The organism is Granulosicoccus sp. 3-233, assembly GCF_052681095.1.
Genome location: NZ_JBQYLE010000001.1, coordinates 1063255 through 1086035 on the forward strand (window position 1 = coordinate 1063255; position 22781 = coordinate 1086035).

The window sequence follows — 22781 nt, forward strand, 5'->3', positions numbered from 1 at the left end:
TCAGGCTGTTCTGTCACCTTGCAGGAACGGTAACACAGACATTTAAACGAGTCAGAACGATATGAGGGCTATTGGATACACGGAACGGGGAGCCATTGATGCTGCCTCATCGGTTGTGGAGTTCGTGGCAGACAAGCCGAGCCCCGGAGCGAAGGATCTGCTGGTCGAAGTCAAGGGAGTCTCGGTCAACCCTGTGGATGTAAAAGTCAGAGCCAACCGGCAGCCGCCGGAAGGTTCCCCTCGCATTCTGGGCTTCGATGCCTCCGGAACCGTGGTTGAGGCGGGCTCGGCAATCAAACAATTCAAGCCGGGTGACGAAGTGTTCTATGCAGGGGACTTCACGCGACCTGGTTCCAATGCCGAATTTCAACTGGTGAACGAGAAGCTGGTTGGACGTAAACCGGTATCGCTCAGTCACGCTGAGGCTGCAGGCATGCCGCTGACGAGTATCACCGCGTGGGAGATCCTGTTCGATTGCTTCAGGTTGAATGCCAGTGAGGGCAAGGGTGAAGCCTTGCTGGTTGTCGGCGCTGCCGGTGGTGTCGGTTCCATGCTGGTTCAGCTGGCCAGCCGACTCACGGAGTTGACCGTGATTGCCACCGCCTCTCGTGACGAATCGATATCATGGGTGAGCAGGATGGGCGCGGATCATGTCATCGATCACCGCAAGTCGCTTCCGGAAGCGATGGAAGCTCTGGGAATACAACCACGCTATGTGGCCTCGCTGAATCACACTGAACTGCACTTTCCGTCCATTGTCGACCTGATCGAGCCACGTGGCCATATCACCATGATTGATGACCCACAGACACTCGACATGACACTGATCAAATCGAAAGCACTGACTTTCAGCTGGGAATTCATGTTCGCTCGTTCGATGTTTCAGACGCAGGATATGGATGCCCAGGGGGCATTGCTCGACCGCGTATCGGCATTGCTGGACGAGGGGGTGCTGGTATCGACAGTCAACAGGCATCACGGCGCATTGAGTGCGGATACCTTGCGAGCAGCCTTGACCGAACAGGAACGTGGTACCGCTATTGGCAAGATTGTTCTCGACGGTTTCACAGCTGCTTGAGGCAAGCTGAGCGCCGACTCATTCACATCAATACTGACGCCGCGAATGTGGCAAGCCATCAACAGGATATCGCATGAATCGTCTTGATAACAAGATCGCCATCATCACTGGAGGCGCAAACGGGCAGGGAGCTGCGGAGGCAGAGTTGTTCGTTTCAGCAGGAGCCAGAGTTGTAATTACGGATGTCAACCGTCAAGCGGGTGAGGAAGTAGCCGCACGCCTGGGAGAGAACTGCACGTTTTTCGAGCACGACGTCAGCTCCGAAGAAGACTGGGCACGTGTCATCGATGGCACGGTCAAATTGTACGGTCAGATCGATGTACTGGTGAACAATGCGGGTATTTTCAGGGTGCTGGGTCTGGAAGAGACCGAGCTGGATGTCTGGAATCAGACGGTTGCCATCAACCAGACAGGTGTATTCCTGGGTATGAAGGCCGTAGCACCCGAAATGAAGCGGCAGAAGGCCGGCAGCATCGTCAACATTTCTTCCATTGCCGGATTGGCGGCCTCCAAGGCTCATGCCTACTGTGCCACCAAATGGGCTGTACGGGGCATGACCAAGGCTGCAGCCGTTGAACTCGGACCTTCCAGGATCCGCGTCAATTCGGTTCACCCCGGTTATATCGAAACCCCGATGCTGGATGCTTTCGGTGTACCGCGAGAAGAGCTTGTGGCCAGGATTCCATTTGGCCGTACCGCCGAGGTGATCGAGGTGGCAAAGCTTGTCCTGTTCCTGGCTTCCGACGACTCCAGCTACTGTACTGGCCATGAGTTTGTCGTTGATGGTGCCATCAAGGCCTGATCCCGGGGGGCAAAACTTGAGCCCCGAGCCCCGAGCCCCGAGCCCCGAGCCCCGAGCCCCGAGCCCCGAGTCCCGAGTCCCGAGTCCCGAGTCCCGAGTCCCGAGTTCAGGGTTCAGGGTTCAGGGTTCAGGGGAGCACAGGGGCCAACGCACAAGCCCCTTGAGGGTTCGACTTCTCCGTTTGTCATCGCTCGAATTCACGTTCCAGCGCTGCAATGTTGACTCCGAGCCCGGGTTCGTCTGTCAGCGTGACCCAACCCTTGCTCAACGGTAGTGGGAACACCTCGTCGCGGAATGTGTTCTCGTTTGCGTCGCATTCCAGTAATCCGGGCCCGCCCGCCGCTGCCAGGAGGTGCGCGGACGCCGCCAGTGCGACACCACCACCCAGAGAATGCGGGCAATAGGTCAGCCCGTTGGCAACTACATCAGTTGCTACCGGCAGGCATTCACTGAAACCGCCCCATTTTGCAATGTCCGGCTGAACGATATCCATCCAGTTTCCGCGTGCCACTTCATCGTATTCGCCACGGGTCAGAAAGTTCTCGCCACCGGCGATCGGTATGTTCGTCGCGTTCTTCAAGGTGCGCCATGCTGCTCTGGTGGTGTCGACCGGCATCGGCTCCTCGATCCAGCGCGGGTTGCATGCTTCGATCCAGTACATGGCCTGGATGGCTTCCGATGGTGACCAGGCCTGATTGGCATCCAGCATGAAGGTTTCCGCCTCGCCCAGGTTGTCGGCCACTCCGTGAACATTGGAGCGATCGGTTTCCTCGCCGAAGCCGACCTTGACCTTGAAGTGCCGGTGTCCGTTCGCGCGGGCGCGTTCGACGGTTTCCAGAACGCCAACCGGGTTGATACCGCTGGCATAGGCTGGAATCCTGTGTCGTGTGGATCCAAGCAATGCATGCAGCGGTACATTGTTTCGCCTGGCGATCATGTCCCAAACGGCGATGTCCACCCCGGCGATTGCCTGAGCAATCGGCCCTGTTTCACCGGTTTGCAACCGCAGGATGCGCAGTAGAGAATTCATTGTCTCGTAGCAGTCCTGTGGACTGGAGAATTGCCGGCCAACCAGGCGTGTCGCAATTTCGGTGTCCACGAGCAGGGCTCGATGTTCGGCACCGCAAACCGGAAAGTTGCACCAGATCTCCCCATACCCTTGCGTGCCGGATGAATCAGTCACGCGAACCAGAAGTGTTGGCCGGTCATGCATTATTCCGAAGGAGGTACGCACCGGAACGGATATGGGCGTCCGTACCAGCCGGGTTTCTACCGACATGAGTTCAAGGCTCTTTTCGTGGTGATCGGCAGTAGTGCTCATTCAGGAAACTCCATGAATTGGACGGTGGATGTTGAGATCTTGTGGACTACGGGTGGTATCACCACCAGCAAACACGGTCGTATCAAGAAAGTAGCAGGCTCAGTGGTCGGCTCGGTCCTGCAGGATCATGTCGCTGGCTTTTTCGCCGATCATCACGGCAGCTGCGTTGGTATTGCCGGACACGATCTCGGGCATGATCGAACAATCGACGACACGCAGCCCCTGGATTCCCCGTACCCGGAGTCGTGCGTCTACGACCGCCATATCGTCTGTCCCCATCTTGCAGCTACCGGTCGGATGAAACACGGTTGTCGAATGATTGCGTACCCAATCCAGTGCCGTATCATAGTCGTCCAGATCGAGCTCACGCGGTGGTCGGAACTCCTCGAAGATTTCTGCTGACAATGCGCGTTGACGGGCAATGTGGCGTGAGATGCGCACGCCTTCTACGGTCTTGCGGCAATCGTCTTCGGTGCTCAGATAGTTGGGTTGTATCCTGGGGGCGGTCATGGGGTCTGGTCCGTTCAGAGTGATTTCCCCCTTGCTGGTCGGACGCAGAACACATACGGTTGCCGTGAACGCCGAAAAGGGATGAACGCCTTCAGCCGGGCTGTCGGCAGACCAGGGATTGATGTGAAACTGGATATCCGGTGTCTTCAGATCGGGGGAACTGCGTAAAAACCCTGCCACCATGCTGGCACCCATGGTCATCGGGCCACTGCGGTTCAGCCCATAGCGTATGGCCGTCTTCATTTTCGCCAGAAGACTGCGAACCTCATCGTTGACAGTACCATGACGGGTCTTGAACGTAGTACGCGCCTGTAGATGGTCCTGCAGATTCTTGCCGACACCGGATAATTCATGTTGCGGAACGATCCCCGCCCTGTTGAGCTGCTCTCCGTTACCAATGCCGGACAGCATCAGGATGTGCGGTGAACCGATGGTACCTGATGAAAGAACAACCTCCTGATTCGCCCTGATGGTACGAGTCTGGCCGGACGCATCGACAAGCTCAACGCCCACCGCACGGCGTCCTTCCAGGATGACTCGACGCACCTGCGCTCGCGTGAGTATTTCCAGATTCGGACGTTTCTCAGCTGGTTTGAGATAGGCAACGGCGGTGCTGCATCGACGACCGTTGCGAGTGGTCAACTGATAATAACCAACGCCTTCCTGTGTGCCTCCGTTGATATCGTCGTTGCCCGGGTATCCCGCCTCTTGCGCGGCCTTGAGCCAGGCATCGCAGATCGGATGTGTGTAAAGAGGATCGGACACGCTCAATGGGCCATCGACGCCATGCAGCGCATCTTCGCCTCGTTCATTGTCCTCGGAACGTTTGAAATAGGGCAGCACATCTTCCCAGGCCCAACCCGTGTTGCCCAGTTCCTGCCAGCGGTCGTAGTCCTCGGCCTGACCGCGTACATACAGTAAACCGTTCAGCGCCGAACTGCCTCCCAGAACCTTGCCGCGAGGCCAGTTGATGGCCTTGTCATTCAAACCGGGAACGGGGCTGGTCTTGTAGCACCAGTCGTAGCTCGGATTGTTCATGGTCTTGAAATACCCGGCCGGAATGTGGATCCATGGGTAGGTATCTCGCCCACCTGCTTCGATCAGCAGAACCTTGTGTGTCGGGTTCTCGCTGAGTCTGTTGGCCAGCACGCAGCCCGATGAACCTGCGCCAACGATGATGAAATCCGGTTCCATGCAAGCTCCTGAAGCTAATGGATAAATTATGGAGTCCAGCCCCTGCGACGGGGTAAGGGCTGGACGATGGAATGCGGGACTCAGAGCTGCCGCAGCCCCAGAATGTCACGAGCCTCTGCCGGCGTGGCCATCTCGCCGCCGAGTTTCTCGACGATGTCCACGCCTTTTTCAACCAGCTGAGCATTGCTCTTGCACAGTTCACCCTTGTCGATATACACCGTGTCTTCCATACCGATACGCACATGGCCTCCCATGAGATAGGAGAGTGCGAGCATGCGGAAAGCATTCTTGCCGATACCGAATGCAGCCCATTCACTCTCGGCAGGTAATTGCGAAACAAGATACGCCAGAGTCTGGTAATTGGCGGCAGAGCCGAAATTGATTCCCATGACAAACTGGAACATGGCAGGTGACTTGAGGATGCCCTTGGCCAGAAAATCCTTGGCCATGTTCAGATCGCCGGAATCGAATATCTCGATCTCGGGTTTGGTGCCAGCCGCATTGGCAATGTCAGCCATGGTCTTGAGTGTGATCGGGGTATTGATGACTGTCCAGGTCTTGTTGACCATGGTGTTGAAATCCAGAGTGCAGATCTCCGGTTGCAGCTCCTTTACATGAGCCGAGCGCAACGCGGGGTGACACAGGGTAGTGCCCGGTCCTGCAATACTGGGATCTTCCTCGCTGGGCACGAAACGCTGCCCTTCACCGGTGGTCAGGTTGATGACCACGTCCGAGCCCGCATCCCGGATGCGATCGACAACTTCCTTGTACAAGGCGATATCCATCGAACCCTTTGCCGTCTCCGGATCGCGCACATGAATATGGGTGATCGCAGCGCCGGCCTTGCCTGCATCGATCGCTGCCTGCGCAATATCGGCCGGCTTGACCGGGAGATTTTCATTCTGCGAAGGCATGGTTCCGTTGCCGGTGACCGCACAGGTCAGGATGGTTTTTCTAGTCAAGGCAGTAGTCCTTTCGGTTTGGCGCGGACCTGCCGGATTCTCCGGTAATGGCTCCGCGATGCGAGTGGATTTTCAACAGTGTTATAAATATCTATTGTTATAAACTACTATATGTTTTAATGTTGGTCAAGCAATTCGGCGTAGAGTCGTCGGATTGTCACTACCCAGAGCAAGTTGCCTCGGCAGCTCGTTCAACATCGAAAACAGGAGACAGTAATGGACAGGCAAAGTGGCAAGACACGTACGGCACTGGTGACCGGTGGTGCGTCAGGCATAGGGTTGGCCAGTGTGACCCTGCTGGCGCAGCAGGGTATTCGGGTTGCCATGAATCATCTGGACGAGGACGCACAAGGTCCCGAACAGATCGAGCGTCTTCGGTCGCAGGGTCTGGATGTCATTGGCGCACCAGGCAATGTCTCGATTCCCGGTAGTGCAGAATCCATGGTGAAAACTGCCATAAAGGATCTTGGCGGACTGGATTACCTGGTCAACAATGCCGGCATTTCGGGCACCCGTGATCCTATCCCTGCATCAGAACTGGACCGGATTGACGAGGATCTCTGGATGGCGCTGCTCAACACCAATCTGATCGGTGTTTTTCGGTGCTCCAAGGTCGCTGCCGCCGCGCTGCGCGATTCGGGTGGTGCCATTGTCAACACGGCGTCTACCGCTGGCATGGGGTTGCAGGGTAGTAGTACTCCCTATGCGGCCAGCAAGGCGGGCGTAGTCAGTGTCACCCGATCGCTTGCACGTGGACTCGCTCCCGATGTTCGGGTAAACGCGGTCGCGCCGGGACAGGTCGCGACTCCCTGGACGAAGGACTGGCCGGCCGAACGTAAACAAGCCGCTCTGAACAAGATGCTGATCAAACGGCACGTCCAGGCGGAAGACGTAGCACAGACCATTGTCTACCTGCTGACCGGGGCGCCGATGATCACGGGGCAGACCATCGTGATCGATGGTGGGATGACGGTTTCCTGAGCAACTCGGGCATTATTCAGAGAAAGTCGATGCGGAACTCCAGCGCATCGCCTGCATAGATGAGATCGCCGAGGTAGATCAGCTCATCCTTGTCGTTCTTCACGGTACGAACCACCTTGAATACCGGAGAATTCACATCGACCTGCAATCCTTCGGCTATCTCCAGATCCGCTGCGGACAGCGCCACAGTCTGTGTCGCTGAGCCCAGCGTTATGCCGAGCTTCTTCAAGGTGGGAACAATGAGTTCCTTGTCGAATTTTCCGGGCGCACTGTCATAGATATCCATTCTCAGTTGTACATCAAGCATGCAGAAGGGTTTGCCGCCCAGTTCGTGACGGCGCTTCAGGCGCTTGAAGGCTGTACCTTCTATCAGGACTTCAGCCTCGGAGGCGGAATCGGTGGTCAGGACAACTTCCAGCGGCATATCACCACCTGACAACTGGGAGAGATCGGATTTGACAGAAAATACCCGGCGCGGTTTGATTTCGACATCCTTGACGAATGTGCCTCGGCCCGAGGATCGTTCGATCAGTCCTTCGGCATGCAGCGTGTTCATTGCCTGACGAACTGTCAGGCTGGTCACGCCAAAGACCTCGGCCAACTCTGCCAGTGAGGGGAGCTTGTCACCGCTCTTCAAGTCACCGCTGTTGATACGGTTTCGCAGCAGTGCGGCAACTTCGACATGAAGTGGTACGTTTGCCCGACGATTGGATTGCAGTGACACAGGGTTGACCTTCCATTAGTGAAAACTAGAAAACGTATAGCCACGAAACGTGTTGACTTCATGTCATTGTCGGTGTTGCGACAGGCGGCGTCTGGTCGCAGCGCTTGATCTCGGCAGCGAGAGGTGGATGATGTTTCTGCGGGTCATCGTGTGACGATCCCCAGATCTCGAGTTGCTTTCCATGAGCTCATTCCTGAACTGTCAATTCCGCTTTGAATCGTTTCCAGTTCATTACATAGTTTTCTGCAGATTTACGCAACTGGGCGAGACCCTCCTCGGAAAGGGGGCGTACTATCTTGGCTGGAGAGCCCATGACCAGAGATCCGTCCGGAATTTCCTTGCCTTCGGTCACCAGTGCACCGGCCCCGATCAGGCACTGCTTGCCGATTTTTGCGCCATTGAGTACGGTGGCGCCCATGCCGATCAGTGTGCCATCACCAATGGTGCAACCGTGGACGATGGCCCGATGGCCTATCGTCACGCCTGCACCAATCGTGGCAGGAAACCCTGGATCGGCATGGATCATGACGTGTTCCTGAATGTTCGTGCCATCTCCGATGAGCAAGGGTTCTTTGTCACCCCGCAGTACGGCGCCAAACCAGATGCCGACATCACGGCCCAGGTGCACATCACCGATGACATGTGCGCCGGGAGCGATCCAGTAGGTACCTGGACCTGCCGATTTGACCGACATATCGCCAAGAGAGTAAAGAGGCATGTTGTGTTTACCTGTTGTCGTGTTGAAGTTTCCGGACCGGTCGGTTACTTGTTGATAGCGGAAGGGTGGCAAGTGGTGCCTGCCCGGCCGCGGATGTACAAGCGATAGCGGACGCTCGGCGAAGTGAACTGTCTGGACATTTTCGGCGCGAGATCCGACCTGAACAATTCGCAAATCCGTGGCTGATTCTATACTATAAAATATATATACATATATATCAATTTATAGTTGATTGTCACTTGCGCACTCCGGATGATTTCGCGCGATGCTCCCTTTCGCGACCTGCAGCTTCCGCAAAGCTGTGTCTTCATCTTCTTGTTGCTATGGCTTGATGCAGGTAACGCGGACAGCATTTGATGGTTGGGTGCCATGAAGAGTAGGATGAATGCAGCGTCTTCATTGGCTGGAGTAGAGTGCAGTCCATCCTGTGAGTGTCGCTATCGTCTCGTGTCAACGGCGTGGCCGAACGGCTGTCGCGCCGCCACGAAAGCAACCGGAGACACCGTCAACAATGAACAACGACAACGCGGCTGATAGGCCGAATCCAGTGACGCAGATGAACGAAGAGGAGGTGGAGGGGCGCCTCAGTGCGCATCGCTACATCCTGTCGCATCTGTTGGCGAAACTGTCCCCAGAGCCCGGGCAGCAGAAAGGCCTGATCGACTGGCTCGACGAACGCGCCAGTGTCAACGATGGTGAAGAAGATCCGGGGGCTGTCATCGTGCAAGGCTATGCCGAGCAGCAGGCCAGGGCGGATGAATTCAGAATCATCGCGGAAGACCTGCGCAGACTGACGACACAGAACGGTCAGAAATAGAGGGTTGCAAGGCGATGAAGACACGACTCGACCCCATCATTGCGGTGCGCGATGTCGGCGTCAGCCGCGACTGGTATCGGTCCGTATTTGCCTGGCAGAGCCGACATGACGGTGATGAATTCGCGGTGATGGCCGACAGGCAGGGTGAGATTCAACTCTGCCTGCATCGCTGGGGAGCGCATGATCATCCGACGATGATGCAAGCCGACATCAGCCCGGGCAATGGTCTGATTCTGTACGTCTGTACCGGAGACCTGCAGGATACTCATGATCGCGTGATCACACTGGGCTTTCCAATGGAAGCGGATCTGGCACAGAATCCGAATTCAGGGCAGCAGGAGTTCGCACTGCGCGATCCGGATGGGTATTACCTGATTGTGTCAGCGTTTCATGCTTACTGAGCGAGCTATATATCGCTTGCTGCTCAGAGCTTTCGCAGATGCACGGCATCAATGGCGTGCGTTGGTCCCTTGTGCAGAATCAGTTTTGCCCGATACTTGGTCGGTTCGATGTTCTCGTGCAGGTTTACCTGGTTGATCGTGCGCCAGATACGATTGGCGGTCTCGATGGCCTCGTCTTCCCCCAGTTTTGCATAGTCCCTGAAATACGCATCGGGCCGGTTGAATACCGTTGTACGCAGTTTCAGGAAGCGCTTCACATACCATTGCCGAATGACATCCAGATCGGCATCGATATAGATGGAAAAGTCGAAGTAATCGGAGACGAACACCTGCGGTTCGCCGGGAGTCAGTTTGCCACTTTGCAGCACATTGAGGCCTTCGACAATCAGTATGTCCGGCTGGTCGACCAGAATGTGTTCATCCTTGACGCGATCGTAGAGTCGGTGCGAATAGATGGGGGCGCGCAGATTGCCACGGCCGCTCTTGATTGCGGTGAGGAAGTCGAGCAGGGCGGCGCGATCGAAACTCTCCGGGAAGCCCTTGCGATGCATCAACTGACGCTTTTCGAGCTCGGCAGTGGGGTACAGAAAACCATCGGTGGAGATCAGATCGACCTTGGGATGCTCGGGCCATCGTGCCAGCAGCGTTTGCAGGACTCGGGCCACCGTACTCTTGCCCACGGCGACCGACCCCGCGATACCGATGATGAACGGAACCTTCTCGGTATTGGTTCCCATGAATTGCTGCGTACCCTCGTTGAGTGTCTGAATGGAGGCCACGTAGAAACTCAGCAGACGAGACAGGGGCAGATAGACCTGAGCGACTTCATCGAGAGAAACTCGCTCGTTCATGCCGCGCAGCTCCGTCAACTCCTCTTCGGTCAGGGGCAACGGCGTATTCTCGCGCAGTCGGGCCCACTCGGTGACCGAGAAACTGCGATAAGGCGACAGGCGATCCTTATCCGGGTCGTTATCGGGCATGGGCTCGGCAAGGGCTGGCAATTGAACGGTGGCCATTGTCGCTGGAATCGCCAGGTCGAGTCAATCTGCTGGCAGTGCCGGTAATCCGGGGCGACGTGGTATCAATCGCTCAGGTACTTTGCCGTTCGATGATTTCGAAGCCCATGTCACAGTGGCGGGAAGGGGCAGCTTCGCCGCTTTTCTGTCCATCCAGATCGGCCAGCACCATGCTCGCAGCGCGGGAGCCGATATCGTGTGCTCGCAAGCGCACGGTGGTCAGTGGCACAGGCAGGTGTTCGGACAGGCTCAGATCGCCAAAACCGGCCAAAGCAACATCGTCCGGCACCGAATAGCCATGAGACAGGCAGGCCATCATGGCGCCGTGTGCAGGTATCTCTGCCTGAAAGAAGATGGCTTCGGGTTTCGTGCTGCTGCTCATCAGCTGCAATAATGCATCCCTGCCACTGGCAATGGTTGTCGGATTGGGCACTGACACCACATGCTCGGGGGCAACGCTGGCACCTGCCTCGGTCATGGCGGCCAGAAAGCCGTCTCGCCGGTCAGTCGCCTGATCATTGTTTTCGAACGCACCGCCCACCATGGCGATTCGGCGGTAACCTCGGGATAACAGATAGCGGGTCATGGCTTCGGATGCCTGGAAGTTGTCATAGCCGACACACATGTCGATGGCATCCGGTCTGAGGTTCCAGGTCTCTACCACCGGGCCGTCGAAGCGCAACAACAGTTCCCGGCAGGCATCGGAATGCGTGAAACCGGTAACGATGATGGCGTCGGCCTGTCTTGCCATGAAGGTCTTGATGACCTCGAACTCATCATCCACCGAGCGGTTGCTGACACCGAGCAGCATCTGGCGATCGTGCTGGCGCAATTCTGATGCCGCCCCCTGGGCGAAGTCGGCGAACAGGGAACTGGCCAGAATGGGCACTACCACGCCGACCATGCCGGAGCGCTGCGAGACCAGGGAGCGTGCCGTCAGATTGGGCAGGTAGCCGATCTCGTTGATGGTACGCATGACCTTCTCACGCGTCTGTGGCTGCACGAGTTCCGGTTGGCGCAAGGCTCTGGATACGGTGATCAGGGACAAGCCAGAGGCCTTGGCTACATCTCGGAGTGTGACGTTCCGATGACTGGACTTCATGTGATGCAGAACACGCGAACTTCCTTGGCAGGATCGATAGTGCAAACAGCATATCATGACGACCCTGATGCAGCGATATCAACGACATACGAGTCTCTCGTCACAATTCGCCTCCACCCGCTGCGGATTGTGGAACCGCGCCGCGCGGGTGGATGGGCGACATCCTGCGGTGCTGGGCGACAAATCCTGCCTCCTCAGACCAGGCGGTAAACCCGTCTGGCTGCGTCCGAAAAGATCTGTCCAAGCTCATTGGCGGAACACTCGGCCAATATCTGCTGCAATTGCGACATCTGCCGGACCAACGAGCAATTGACCGTTTCGATTGGCAGGTTCGAGCCATACAGGATCCTCTCGGCCCCGATGGTGTCGAGCAAGTGGCGAACGTATGGTTGAACCACCGCCGGTTCCCAGTTCCTGTCCACAGTCCACAGTCCGGACAACTTCACATGAACATTGGGCAGGTCGGCGAGCAGGTCGATTCCCGTTTTCCAGGCTTGCGCGTTGCCGGGCTCGTCCGGTTCCAGTGTGCCAAAATGATCAACGACGATAAGCTGCCCGGGATGTGCCCTGGCCAGTGCGGCCAGTTCGTCGAACTGTTCAGGCACCACAACCACTTCCAGACATAGCCCATTGGCTTCCAGTATCGACAGAGAGCGACGAAACCCGGCGTCGGCCATGACGCCCGCTTGCGACGCCACACGCCAGCGCCCCTGCCTGTCCCAGGCAACGGGCGTTCGGATGCCACGCAGGGCAGGGCACTCCAGGTGGCGTGCAATCAGCTCCGGAGCCGTCGGATCAAGCAGCTCGGCCTCTCCCACGATTGCCGATGGCCAGCCGGTCCGGGCTTGCAGTTGCTGCAACCAGCGGGTTTCCTCTGCCGGGTCTTCGGCCCCGCAATTGGCCTGGACATGTACGCTTGCCGACAGTGCAAGGCCCGAGAATTCGTCGAGATAGTGCACGGGCAGGAAATCGCGGCGCAGGCTCTCCTTGCTGCCAAAGCGACCCGGGCTGGCATCGGGCGCCAGCCAGTGAAAGGGGAAGCGGTCAAGCTGCAGGAAATGGTGATGCGCATCGACGATGTCGATGCCTTGCAGAAAGCCTGTGCCGGGAAGTTGAGGCTCAGCCATCACTCTGTTCTGTCGTTGTCTTGTCATATCGGGTGATCTGCTGCTCCTCCCCATCCGCCTTGTCGGATTCGATGATGGCATGCAGTGCTTCAACGGCGCGAGCGCCCACATGGCCGGGGCTCTCGTTGCGTCCACGCCCCAGGGCGATGTCGACCAATCTGTCGGCGGGCCCCTCGCAGCTGTATTTCCAGGCGTCTTCAGGCACTTCTGCCACCCGCGTTTCTCCATCAGGCAGCTTCAGTACCAGACGTTGGGTTTCGATATCCAGCAGCACCGAGCCATGCTTGCCATACACTCGAATGTCCACTTCGAATCCATGCCCATGAGGAACACCGCAACTGCCGGAAAAGACGCCTGTCGCACCGTTGTCGAATCGCACGGCGGCGGCATCGTGCAAGTCGATGGTGGAGGGGGCTCTGAAGTTCATCGAACGCACGGTCGAACAGCGCAGGTCGGTCAACCAGAACAGGATACCCAGCGCATGGGACAGCTGACCGTAGGCATATCCGCCGCCCTGGTCGGGAGATTCCCAGGTACTGGGTTCCGGCTGAATGGCGATATGTCGCCAGTTGGCCAGCTCACCACCGGAGAATATGCTGCGGGTGAACGAGGCCATGTGACAGACCACGTGTTCGATCTCGCCAATCTGCGAGATCATCTCGCGCATCTCGTCCAGTCCGGGCTTGTAATTCCAGCCGTAGGCAACCAGTAGCTCCCGCTCTGAGGCGTTTGCCACCTGAACCAGATCCCAGGCGTCTACGGGCTCCAGGCACATGGGTTTCTCCACCAGTACATGACAGCCTTTTTCCAGAAACGCTCTGGCCTGTTCATGATGCAGGTGGTGTGGCGAGGAAATGACCGCGATGTCGATATCCCGGTCCAGTACTTCCTGCCAGTTTTCCGTGGCGAAGTCGAAATCGAATTCCTTCTGGATCAGGTTGAGCTCCTTCTGGCCAAGGCGGCAGACCGAATCCAGCTTGACCTCGGGCCGATTGGCCAGAACGGGAATATGCATGCGATAGGCGAAGTGCCCTGCGCCGATGATTGCTGCTTTTATCATTGATTGATGCCTCTTGAGTGGGTCAGGTACTTTCTCTGATTTGAAGGTGATAGCCAACGTCATGGGTGGAGGGCTGGTCGATCTTGCCCTCCAGACGTTCCATGACCAGCTGGGCGGAGCGCTCGCCGATCGCGCGTCCCTTGATCTGGACCGTGGTCATGGGTACCGGCAGAAGCGCTGACAGGTCGAGATCGCCAAAGCCGGCAATGGCGACATCTTGCGGAACACTGAGCTTGTTCGACAGGCACCACATCATCGCGCCATGCGCTGGCAGCTCTGCCAGAAAGAAAACGGCCTCGGGCTTTTGCTCGCGTGACAGGAGTGACTGGATCAGTGTCATGCCGCTGGCGATGGTGGCAGGCTTGTCTGAAGCCAGTATCACGTTCTCATCCGCGTCAAGCCCTGCCTGACGCATGGTGTCGATGAATCCGCGTGTCCGGTCCTGCGCCTGGTCGTTATCCGAGGAGGCGCCGCCAGCCAGGACGATGTGTCGGTATCCGCGTTCTATCAGATGACGCGTCATGTCCACGGCACCGCTGTAATTGTCAAAGCCGACTGCGCTGTCTACCACCTTGTCGCACAGGTTCCAGGCTTCCACCACGGGACCGGGAAAGGTGTCGAGCATCTTGCGGGTGGCCTCGGTGTGAGAGAAACCGGTCACGATGATGGCGTCAGCCTGGCGCGCAATGAAGGTTCGTACCGCTTCTTCCTCCTTCGCCGGCGACCAGTCGCTGATGGCCAGCAGCATCTGCAGCCCCTTGGGCTCCAGCACCTGATTGGCTCCCTGGGCGAAGTCGGCGAACAGGGAACTGGCGATGATGGGTACCACGATGCCGATCATGCCGGAGCGCTGCGACACCAGGGAGCGCGCCGTCAGGTTGGGGATGTAGCCGATGTCTTCAATGGTCTGCTGAATCCTGGCGCGTGTATCTGCGTGCACGGTATCCGGCTTGCGCAGGGCGCGGGACACGGTGATCAATGACAGTCCGGAAGCCCTGGACACGTCCTTGAGGGTCACTTTCCTCTTGTTGTGTTGTGTCATGTCGCACTCTCTCCAGCATCTTGGCCGTGCAGGTATTCGCGCCGTGCACTTTTGTGCAAGGCGGAATTGAAAAATCTCAATTTGTAATTGACATACGAACATCATTTCCGTTAACGTCAGTTTACACGCAATGATATTCGAATGTCATTCGTTGATAGAGATTTCTTGGAAACACCATTTCAGGCCACATGAGGGGGATAGCATGTCTACATCAATCAACCGTCGCAGGTTTCTGGGCGCCACCGCAGCTGCCGGTGCAGCTGCATTTCTGCCGTTCAGTCGGGGTCACGCGGCCTCCGGCGAAGTTTCCGTCTGGAAGTTCGGCGGAACGCCTCAGGAAATCGAAACCTGGGCACAACGCAACGATGTCTTCTCGCAGGCCAATCCGGACATCGATCTGAAGTATTCCTATTTCAACGGGCAGATCCGTCGGCAGAAGATCCTGGCCGGATTCCAGACCAACCGCGTGGCGGATGTCGTCATCGCCTTCGGTCAGGACATCCCGGAATTCGCAGGCTTCGGCATGCTGCAGCCACTTGACGATATCGCTGGCAGCAAGATGGACGGCTGGAAGGAGCGCATCGTTCCCGAGGTCTATCAGTCCGGTGTTCACGAAGGCAAGCTCTACGCATTGCCTACCTATGTGGACATGGCCAGCTTCCTTGCCATCAACCTCGATGCCATGGAAGAGGCCGGCTTCGACAGGCCGCCGGAAACCTGGGAAGAGCTGCGTGAGTATGCCAAGGCGATGACCAAGCCCGATCGCCCGGGTATTGCCTTCCCGGCGACGACAGCGCCTGTGGATATCAATATCTTCGAGGGCCTGGCCTATGCCAATGGTGGACGCATCTTCGATGAGGAGACCGGCAAGGTCACACTGAACGATCCGGGCGTGGTTGATGCCCTGCAGTTGTACATGGATCTGATTGCCGATGGCTCGACCCCGGCGGCCACTTCCATGACCGAAACCTTCTTCCGCGATACGGCGCAACTGTTCGGACAGGGGCGTACCGCAATGTGGATCGGCTTGTCATGGCTCAACACCCCCTGGGGTGTGAACGATGATGTGCGCTGGACCGGCGTGCCATTCCCGCGCCCTGAAAAGCCCAGTGGCAGTTATGAACCCGTCAGCGCGATCATGGATGGCACAGCGATGCTGATGATCTCCTCGCGGGCGAAAAATCCGGAAGCGGCATTGGAGTACGTCGACTTCTGGTCGCAGAACCAGCAGATGGAAATCTGGGGTGGTCAGCCCGAGATTGCACGTATCCCGGCAGGCAAGGCTGCCTGGGACAACCCCGAGCTGAAGGAAGCCTGGCCGAACTGGGTCAAGTCCTACGATGCAGGCACTCTGTTCAAGGGCGGTGCACCCATGCCGCGCTTCATCGGGGTATCGGCCATCGAGTCCTCGCTGGGTACCGCAATACAGCAAGCCGTACTTGGCCAGAAGACACCGCAGGAAGCGTTGGACGAAGCCACAGCTGCCGCACAGACACAAATCGATCTGATCCGCGGCTAAGTCTTCAACAACCCCTGGGAGGGCCCGACGATGCTGCGAAGCGATCGTTTACTGGCGTATGCCATGATCTTGCCTGTCGTGATTGCTGTTGTTGCATTCGTCGTCGGGCCTACTTACAACGTGGCCACACTCAGCCTCACTCAAGTGGTGATGGGGCAGGAGCGTGGTTTCGGTACGCTCGGAAATTTCCGGGCACTGGCCGCTGATCCGGTCTTCGGACTGGTACTGCAGAACACGGCCATCTGGATTCTGGGCGGTACATTCCTGTGCGTCACCGTCGGTCTTGGTGTCGGAACGTATCTGGCCATTGATTCACGCATGACCGGCTGGTTGCGTGCACTGATCCTGTTGCCATGGGTACTGCCTGATGTGGTCACGGCCATGGCCTGGAAGTGGATGCTGCATGGGCAGGTCGGCATCATCGGCCAGACACTGGAGTCGAGTGGAATTACCGAGGACACCATTTCCTTTCTCGGCGACCCGGATCTGGTGATGTGGATGCTGGTCATCGTGCTCATCTGGCGCAAGATGCCTCTGGTGGCCTTGATTCTGTGTGCCGCCATCCGATCGGTGCCGGATGACCAGCTGGAGGCAGCTCGCATGGATGGGGCCAATGCTGTAGAACGCTTTCGCTTCGTCACCTTGCCCAATATCGCCTTTTCGCTGACGGCTGTCACCGTGATCTCGATGATCTGGATTACCGCCGAGTTTGCCTTGCCGTGGATCATGACCGGAGGCGGCCCCGCCAATGCCAGCCAGATCATGGCCACCTATATCTATCAACAGAGCTTCGAGTTCTTCAACTGGGGTGTTGCCTCAGCCATGTCCGTGGTCAACCTCTTCATGCTGGCGTCCATCGTTGCGCTCTACCTGTATGTCAATCGCCGCTCCTGGGCGTCGGAGGAGTCGAAATGAACGAGCAACCACGTCCGCTTTACTGGCTCTTTCTCGGCCTGGTAGGCCTGGTGATATCCATCTATGTGCTGTTTCCGGTCTTCTGGCTGTTTCTGGCCTCGTTCAAGACGGAAGCCGAGCTGGCGCAACTGCCGATCTCTTTCTGGCCGCAGGCTGCAACTCTTGATGCCTACACGGCGCTGTTCTCGGATACCCATCAGAAGGGGCAGTTGCTGGATTGGCCACAACTGATCGGCAACAGCTTCTTCGTGGCCATCAGTTCCACCGTGCTGGTGTTGTTCTTCGGCACACTGGCGGGGTATGCCTTCGCACGATTGAGCTTTCCGGGTCGTGACCTCATTCTGGGCGGACTGCTGATCAGCCGCATGTTCCAGGGGGCGGCGCTACTGCTGCCCACTTACCGGTTGATGAGCATGCTGGGCTTGCAGGACAGTCTCATCGGGCTGGTGCTGCTCTACTCGGCCTTCGGCTTGCCCTTCGCCACCTGGATCATCGCGTCAAGTCTGCGTGAGATTCCCAAGGAGCTTGAGGAGAGCGCCATGATCGATGGTGCCACTCGTCTGCAGAGCATGGTCAAGGTGGTACTGCCACTGGCCACACCTGCATTGATCACCGCATCCATGTGGCACTTTGTCGGCGCCTGGTCCGAGTTTGCCTTTGCCTCCATATTGCTCGAGTCCAACGAGAACAAGACCGTCACCATTGGGCTGGCAAGCTTTGTCGAACTGTTCACGCTGGAGTTCCAGTACGTGGGGGCCGCAGCGACCATCGTGGCATTGCCCATCATGCTGGTGTTCTTCTTCGGACAGCGCTATTTCACCCGCGGACTGCTGGCCGGGGCTGTCAAGGGATGAGGATCACCTCGATCAGCGCACGGGCCGTGGATTGCGGCTTCAACCGACAGTCACTGCAGACGAGTCGTGTTGCTTCGCCCATGTCCCGCTTTGCACGCTTTGCGAAAGAGCGTTCAAGCTGGATGTGGCCGACGAAGAAGGTGTTTGTCTGCGTCACTGGCGAAGATGGCAACACCGGCTGGGGATGCACCAATGGCGGTGAGATCGTCGAGATGATCGTGAACGAGCATCTGGCACGCTTGCTCCATGGAGAGGAGATCGATGATCTGGCGATGTTGAATGACCAGATGAGTGCCTCGCTACTGCCGTGCGACCGATCCGGATTTGCCATGATGGCCGTGGCGGGGGTGGATATTGCGCTGTGGGATCTGAGCGCAAAATCTTCGGGACAATCCCTGCTGGAGCATCTGGGAGGGTCGGACCAGAACACATTGCCGGTCTACATGACCACCCAGAGGCCCGAGACCTTCAATGGCGGTCATTGGCGTGGGCTGAAGGCGGCCGCTCCCTATGGTCCGGAATCGGGACAGCAGGGCCTGGATGAGAACATCGCATTGATGCGGCGCTTTGCTGCCGCAGCGGGCCCCGATGTGCCGATCATGATCGATGCCTTCCTGTCGTGGGATGCCGACTACACTCTGCGCTTCGCCGAAGGGGTCGCCGATCTGCCACTGACCTGGATAGAAGACCCCACACCTCCGCAGGATCTGGAAGCGCTGGGGAAGATACGCAGCGAGATGGATCCATCCATCTCGCTGGCCCTGGGCAATTTTGCGTTTTCACACGCGGATTGCACCGATCTGCTGAGCAGCGGGCTGGTGGATATTCTGCAGCCGGACGTGGCCTGGGCGGGAGGCGTGAGCGAAGCGCTGCGCATTCTCGATCTGGCCAGTGGTCATGATGTGCCGGTCATTCTGCACAACACCTGCGAACAACCCTGGGCACTGGCGCTTGCCGCTGCTCGACAGAACGATGCACTGGTCGAGTGTGTCGACCGGGGAGAAGCATCGCCGCTTTACAGTCTGATGGGGTCACGCCCCGATTTCATTGACGGGCGGGTTGCCGTGCCTTGCGATCCGGCCGGCAATCGTCCACCACCACACGTTTCCGCCGCCTTCGAGGTGGCTGTCAATCATATAAAGGAGGGCTAGCCCCATGGGGTCCGTCGCACTGAAAAACATCCGCAAATCCTATGGCCCTGTCGAAGTGCTGCATGGCATCGACCTTGACATACGCGATGGCGAATTTACCGTACTCGTGGGTCCTTCCGGCTGCGGGAAATCCACCTTGCTGCGATCGATCGCCGGGCTGGAGACCATTACCGGTGGTGATATCTGCATTGACGAAACAGTGATCAATACCCTGGCGCCGAAAGAGCGAAACATCGCCATGGTGTTCCAGAACTATGCCCTTTACCCGCACATGAGTGTGGCGAAGAACATGGGCTTTTCGCTGCGACTGGCCAAGGAGTCTCAGGCAGAAATCGATCGCAAGGTGAATGCGGCCGCCGAGATTCTGGATCTGACCGATTTGCTCGACCGCTATCCACGACAGTTGTCCGGTGGACAACGACAGCGGGTTGCCATGGGGCGGGCCATTGTACGTGATCCCAAGGTCTTCCTGTTCGACGAGCCATTGTCGAACCTGGATGCCAAGCTGCGCGTACAGATGCGTTCGGAAATCAAGGAACTGCATCAACGCCTGAAGACCACCACGGTCTATGTGACACACGATCAGATCGAAGCCATGACCATGGCCGACCGCATCGTGGTAATGCGAGGTGGTCAGATCGAACAGATAGGATCGCCGCTGGAGCTGTATGACAACCCGGCCAGTGTGTTCGTGGCAGGCTTCATCGGTTCGCCTTCGATGAATTTCATCAAGGCCACGGCGAAGGGTGGTGAGCTGGTTCTGGATACTCAGGAGTCGCTGGGTCAACTGCCGGTTGCTCTGAATGAAGGACGTGAAGTCATTGCCGGCTTTCGTCCGGAAGACATCCGTCTGTCGGATGCGGGCGTTGCGGCGAAGGTTGCGCTTATCGAGCCGACCGGTGCGGAAACCCAGCTGGTACTGCGAACCGGTGGTGAGTCGATCATCATGACCACGCGTGATCGAATCACGCTGTCACCGGGCGATCAAGTGCATTTCTCGATCTCCGCAGGCAAGCTGCACGGCTTCGACTCGGAGACTGAACGGACGATTCAAGGTTCTGTCTGATGAAGATCACGGATGTCAGGGTAATTCGCTTTCGCACGCATGCGGATCGATGGGACATCGGTCATGCGCGGCTGAAGCCGCAGGCGGAGGTGCATCAGACGATCACATGCATCGATACCGATGAAGGGGTGAGCGGCTATTTCCTGGGCGGCGGCAAACACGGTGATCAGGACGGCATGACGCCTGACGAACAGCGTCTGATCGAAGGGCGCGTTCGTGATCTTCTGCTCGGCGAAGATCCTTTCGATCGCGAAGCCGTGTGGAAATGGATGTGGGTGGCCAATCTTCCGGAAGTGGCGCAGAGCGTTATCGATTGTGCGCTCTGGGATCTGGCGGGGCGCTACGCCGACCTGCCGGTGTACAAACTGATGGGTGCGGCGCGTGACAAGGTGCCGGCCTATGCCTCGACTTATCCCAATATCGGGCAGCCCGAGGTCTACGCCGAACATGCGCTGGCCTGTCGTGAGGAGGGTTACCAGGCCTACAAGATTCATCCTCACTACTTCTGGAATCCGGACACCGGCAAACCGACCAAGGGGCGCCCGTCCAACATTCGCGCCGATATCGAGACCATCAATCTGGTGCGGGAAGCCGTGGGGCCGGACATGGTATTGATGTACGACGTCTGGGGTACGTATCACACGATCGAAGAGACCATCAAGGTCGGTCGTGAACTGGAGAAGAACGATTTCTACTGGTTCGAGCATCCGATGCCCGAATACCGTGTCGAGAGTTATGTTCGCTTGTGCAGGGAATTGTCGATCCCGGTTCTTGCCCCGGAAATCGCCGCTGGTGGGGTGTTTACCCGCGCTGAATGGATATTGCGTGGTGCATCGGACATGAGCCGCATGGATATCAGGCGCGGCGGTGTCACGGGCTGTCGCAAGACAGCGGTCGTTTGCGAAGCATTCGGTCAGCGTTGCGAGATTCACATGGCAGGCTGGGGCAATCTGCAGGTCATGGGAGCCACCTCGGAAGATACCAGTGAATGGTACGAAAAAGGGCTGCTGGCCCCCGGGGTCGACTACAACGCAAGCCATCCCTATCTGAAACGCAATTGTGACCCCATGGACGCTGAAGGCTACGTGGCACTGCCACAGACGCCGGGGCTTGGCTACGAAATCATCTGGGAGCACATCGACGACAACCGGATAGCCTCATGAGCCTCTACCGCCGCGCCTGGACGATGCAACTGACAGAAGGCTCGGAAGCTGCCTACGAGGCAGCGCATGCCGAGATCTGGCCGGAGTTGCGAGAGCAGATGACAGACAGCGGCATCGTGCGCTTCTTTCTGTACCGTTCCGGCACCACGATCTTTGCCTTTCAGGAGCGCGCGCAGCCTTTTGATTCAACCACGGCGCCACCGAGTGACATCACCCGTCGCTGGTGGCGCAAGATGGCCCCGTTGATGGAGACGACGGGTGACGACCAACAACCGATTCACACTGTATTGCGTGAGGTTTTCGCACTGGAGCCCACGACGGAGAACGACACATGACTGGTATGGAAGGCATCATCCCCATTCTGCTGACCCCCTTCAACGACGACCTGTCGATCGACTACGCCAGTCTGGAGCGTGAAGTCGAGGCCACGCTCGGCGCTGGCGTGCATGGCATCGGTATTGCCATCGGCAGCGAGATTTTCAAGCTGACACCGAAGGAGCGTGGCGAGATACTGCGCGCGGTAGCGAAGCAGGTTGACCGCAGGGTGCCTGTCATCATGAACACCTCGGCTCCCGGTACGGCACCGGCAGTGCAGCTGGCCATCGAGGCGGCTGAGGCCGGTGCCACACGACTGATGATCTGGCCGCCGGATTTCTTTGCCTGCGGCGCGGAATCGGTGATCGACCACTTGCGCCGAATCGCCGATGCCGTGAGTCTGCCCATTGTCCTGCAGGACGTCCCCCAGGCACCAATCTCACCAGCACTGGCACTGCGCATTGCCGAGGCTGTACCGCTTGTCGACACCATCAAGGTGGAGACGCAACCCACGGTGGCGCAAGTGGCTGCCATGACCGCGGCGGTGGGTGAGCAATTGACCATTCTCGGAGGTGCCGGTGGTGGCACAATCGTGGAGGAGTATCGACGCGGTGCGCGAGGCACCATGCCGTTCGCCAGCCAGGCGCAGGATTTCATGCAGATCTGGAACTGCCTGAATGAGGGTAAGTCTGAGCAGGCAGCAGAGATTGTCGAGAACCGCATACTGCCGGTGAGCCGTCTGGGCTTTCAATCCGCCGACTTGTTCTATCACGTGCACAAGGCGATCTTGTGTGAGGCGAATCAGTTTGATCGCGCTACCGTGCGCCCACCCACCGCCTTGCCGGACTCGGTAACGGCGAAGGAGATCGAGCAGTTGGTGGAGCGTGTGGCAGGGTAGCCTGCCTACGCCTCCTGCGTGCCAGTACCACCGCCTGACTGGGTC

General features: G+C 57.9%; 23 protein-coding genes. 13 read left to right on the forward strand and 10 right to left on the reverse strand.

From position 1 onward, the window contains the following. Positions 1 to 61: 61 nt before the first annotated feature. Together ACUNV4_RS04685 and ACUNV4_RS04690 are read left to right on the forward strand one after the other, a co-directional pair. Positions 62 to 1078, forward strand: coding sequence for a zinc-binding alcohol dehydrogenase family protein (locus ACUNV4_RS04685; RefSeq protein WP_430877329.1), 1017 nt, complete (start codon positions 62 to 64; stop codon positions 1076 to 1078). 73 nt (positions 1079 to 1151) lie between these two features. Next, positions 1152 to 1880 (forward strand): SDR family NAD(P)-dependent oxidoreductase, encoded by a 729-nt coding sequence (locus tag ACUNV4_RS04690; RefSeq protein WP_430877330.1) that lies wholly within the window; start codon positions 1152 to 1154, stop codon positions 1878 to 1880. A gap of 184 nt (positions 1881 to 2064) precedes the next feature. Here the strand turns inward: ACUNV4_RS04690 and ACUNV4_RS04695 are convergent, their stop codons facing one another. From ACUNV4_RS04695 to ACUNV4_RS04705, 3 genes are all read right to left on the reverse strand, one after another. Continuing rightward, the gene (locus ACUNV4_RS04695; RefSeq protein ID WP_430877331.1) at positions 2065 to 3201 is read right to left on the reverse strand and encodes a mandelate racemase/muconate lactonizing enzyme family protein; all 1137 of its coding nucleotides are present in this window, start codon (positions 3199 to 3201) and stop codon (positions 2065 to 2067) included. 99 nt (positions 3202 to 3300) lie between these two features. Further along, positions 3301 to 4905: a GMC family oxidoreductase gene (locus tag ACUNV4_RS04700; RefSeq protein ID WP_430877332.1), complete on the reverse strand. Its 1605-nt coding sequence runs from the start codon at positions 4903 to 4905 to the stop codon at positions 3301 to 3303. An 80-nt stretch (positions 4906 to 4985) separates the two neighbouring features. Next, positions 4986 to 5867, reverse strand: coding sequence for a BKACE family enzyme (locus ACUNV4_RS04705; RefSeq protein ID WP_430877333.1), 882 nt, complete (start codon positions 5865 to 5867; stop codon positions 4986 to 4988). A gap of 216 nt (positions 5868 to 6083) precedes the next feature. On the opposite strand from ACUNV4_RS04705, the gene ACUNV4_RS04710 reads away from it, so the two are divergent. Beyond that, positions 6084 to 6848 (forward strand): SDR family NAD(P)-dependent oxidoreductase, encoded by a 765-nt coding sequence (locus tag ACUNV4_RS04710; RefSeq protein WP_430877334.1) that lies wholly within the window; start codon positions 6084 to 6086, stop codon positions 6846 to 6848. A 16-nt stretch (positions 6849 to 6864) separates the two neighbouring features. Here the strand turns inward: ACUNV4_RS04710 and ACUNV4_RS04715 are convergent, their stop codons facing one another. Both ACUNV4_RS04715 and ACUNV4_RS04720 read right to left on the reverse strand, forming a co-directional pair. Further along, positions 6865 to 7572 carry a GntR family transcriptional regulator gene (locus tag ACUNV4_RS04715; protein WP_430877335.1) on the reverse strand — a complete coding sequence of 236 codons (708 nt, stop codon included), beginning with the start codon at positions 7570 to 7572 and terminating at the stop codon, positions 6865 to 6867. 187 nt (positions 7573 to 7759) lie between these two features. Beyond that, positions 7760 to 8362 carry a gamma carbonic anhydrase family protein gene (locus tag ACUNV4_RS04720; RefSeq protein ID WP_430877336.1) on the reverse strand — a complete coding sequence of 201 codons (603 nt, stop codon included), beginning with the start codon at positions 8360 to 8362 and terminating at the stop codon, positions 7760 to 7762. 439 nt (positions 8363 to 8801) lie between these two features. Here ACUNV4_RS04720 and ACUNV4_RS04725 point away from each other — a divergent pair, with 439 nt between their 5' ends. Together ACUNV4_RS04725 and ACUNV4_RS04730 are read left to right on the forward strand one after the other, a co-directional pair. After that, positions 8802 to 9107, forward strand: coding sequence for a hypothetical protein (locus ACUNV4_RS04725; RefSeq protein WP_430877337.1), 306 nt, complete (start codon positions 8802 to 8804; stop codon positions 9105 to 9107). Between the two features lie 14 nt (positions 9108 to 9121). After that, positions 9122 to 9508: a VOC family protein gene (locus tag ACUNV4_RS04730; RefSeq protein ID WP_430877338.1), complete on the forward strand. Its 387-nt coding sequence runs from the start codon at positions 9122 to 9124 to the stop codon at positions 9506 to 9508. 23 nt (positions 9509 to 9531) lie between these two features. Here ACUNV4_RS04730 and coaA read toward each other — a convergent pair whose 3' ends face one another. The 5 genes from coaA to ACUNV4_RS04755 all read right to left on the reverse strand — a co-directional run bounded on the left by coaA (position 9532) and on the right by ACUNV4_RS04755 (position 14855). Continuing rightward, the gene (gene coaA / locus ACUNV4_RS04735; protein ID WP_430877339.1) at positions 9532 to 10524 is read right to left on the reverse strand and encodes a type I pantothenate kinase; all 993 of its coding nucleotides are present in this window, start codon (positions 10522 to 10524) and stop codon (positions 9532 to 9534) included. A gap of 73 nt (positions 10525 to 10597) precedes the next feature. After that, positions 10598 to 11626 (reverse strand): LacI family DNA-binding transcriptional regulator, encoded by a 1029-nt coding sequence (locus tag ACUNV4_RS04740; protein ID WP_430877340.1) that lies wholly within the window; start codon positions 11624 to 11626, stop codon positions 10598 to 10600. A 194-nt stretch (positions 11627 to 11820) separates the two neighbouring features. Continuing rightward, positions 11821 to 12753 carry an amidohydrolase family protein gene (locus ACUNV4_RS04745; RefSeq protein WP_430877341.1) on the reverse strand — a complete coding sequence of 311 codons (933 nt, stop codon included), beginning with the start codon at positions 12751 to 12753 and terminating at the stop codon, positions 11821 to 11823. Next, a complete protein-coding gene (locus ACUNV4_RS04750) occupies positions 12746 to 13813 on the reverse strand; it encodes a Gfo/Idh/MocA family protein (protein ID WP_430877342.1) in 1068 nt (355 codons plus the stop codon). The genes ACUNV4_RS04745 and ACUNV4_RS04750 overlap by 8 nt, the downstream gene beginning before the upstream one ends. 22 nt (positions 13814 to 13835) lie before the next feature. Further along, complete coding sequence (locus tag ACUNV4_RS04755) at positions 13836 to 14855, reverse strand: LacI family DNA-binding transcriptional regulator (RefSeq protein ID WP_430877343.1); 1020 nt, start codon at positions 14853 to 14855, stop codon at positions 13836 to 13838. 202 nt (positions 14856 to 15057) lie between these two features. Between ACUNV4_RS04755 and ACUNV4_RS04760 the strand changes: the two genes are divergently transcribed. From ACUNV4_RS04760 to ACUNV4_RS04795, 8 genes are read left to right on the forward strand one after another with little or no spacing between them, the layout of a single operon-like run. Beyond that, complete coding sequence (locus ACUNV4_RS04760) at positions 15058 to 16374, forward strand: extracellular solute-binding protein (RefSeq protein ID WP_430877344.1); 1317 nt, start codon at positions 15058 to 15060, stop codon at positions 16372 to 16374. A 30-nt stretch (positions 16375 to 16404) separates the two neighbouring features. Next, positions 16405 to 17289 (forward strand): carbohydrate ABC transporter permease, encoded by an 885-nt coding sequence (locus ACUNV4_RS04765; RefSeq protein WP_430877345.1) that lies wholly within the window; start codon positions 16405 to 16407, stop codon positions 17287 to 17289. Further along, the gene (locus tag ACUNV4_RS04770) at positions 17286 to 18143 is read left to right on the forward strand and encodes a carbohydrate ABC transporter permease (RefSeq protein ID WP_430877346.1); all 858 of its coding nucleotides are present in this window, start codon (positions 17286 to 17288) and stop codon (positions 18141 to 18143) included. The genes ACUNV4_RS04765 and ACUNV4_RS04770 overlap by 4 nt, the downstream gene beginning before the upstream one ends. After that, entirely contained in the window at positions 18140 to 19294 is a 1155-nt protein-coding gene (locus ACUNV4_RS04775) for an enolase C-terminal domain-like protein (RefSeq protein ID WP_430877347.1), read from the forward strand. Before ACUNV4_RS04770 ends, ACUNV4_RS04775 begins: the two co-directional genes overlap by 4 nt. 4 nt (positions 19295 to 19298) lie before the next feature. Continuing rightward, on the forward strand, positions 19299 to 20360 hold the full coding sequence (locus ACUNV4_RS04780; protein ID WP_430877348.1) for an ABC transporter ATP-binding protein: 1062 nt from the start codon (positions 19299 to 19301) through the stop codon (positions 20358 to 20360). After that, the gene (locus tag ACUNV4_RS04785; RefSeq protein ID WP_430877349.1) at positions 20360 to 21523 is read left to right on the forward strand and encodes an enolase C-terminal domain-like protein; all 1164 of its coding nucleotides are present in this window, start codon (positions 20360 to 20362) and stop codon (positions 21521 to 21523) included. The genes ACUNV4_RS04780 and ACUNV4_RS04785 overlap by 1 nt, the downstream gene beginning before the upstream one ends. Then, positions 21520 to 21858: an L-rhamnose mutarotase gene (locus ACUNV4_RS04790; RefSeq protein WP_430877350.1), complete on the forward strand. Its 339-nt coding sequence runs from the start codon at positions 21520 to 21522 to the stop codon at positions 21856 to 21858. The genes ACUNV4_RS04785 and ACUNV4_RS04790 overlap by 4 nt, the downstream gene beginning before the upstream one ends. Further along, the gene (locus ACUNV4_RS04795) at positions 21855 to 22736 is read left to right on the forward strand and encodes a dihydrodipicolinate synthase family protein (protein ID WP_430877351.1); all 882 of its coding nucleotides are present in this window, start codon (positions 21855 to 21857) and stop codon (positions 22734 to 22736) included. The genes ACUNV4_RS04790 and ACUNV4_RS04795 overlap by 4 nt, the downstream gene beginning before the upstream one ends. Positions 22737 to 22781 lie beyond the last annotated feature (45 nt).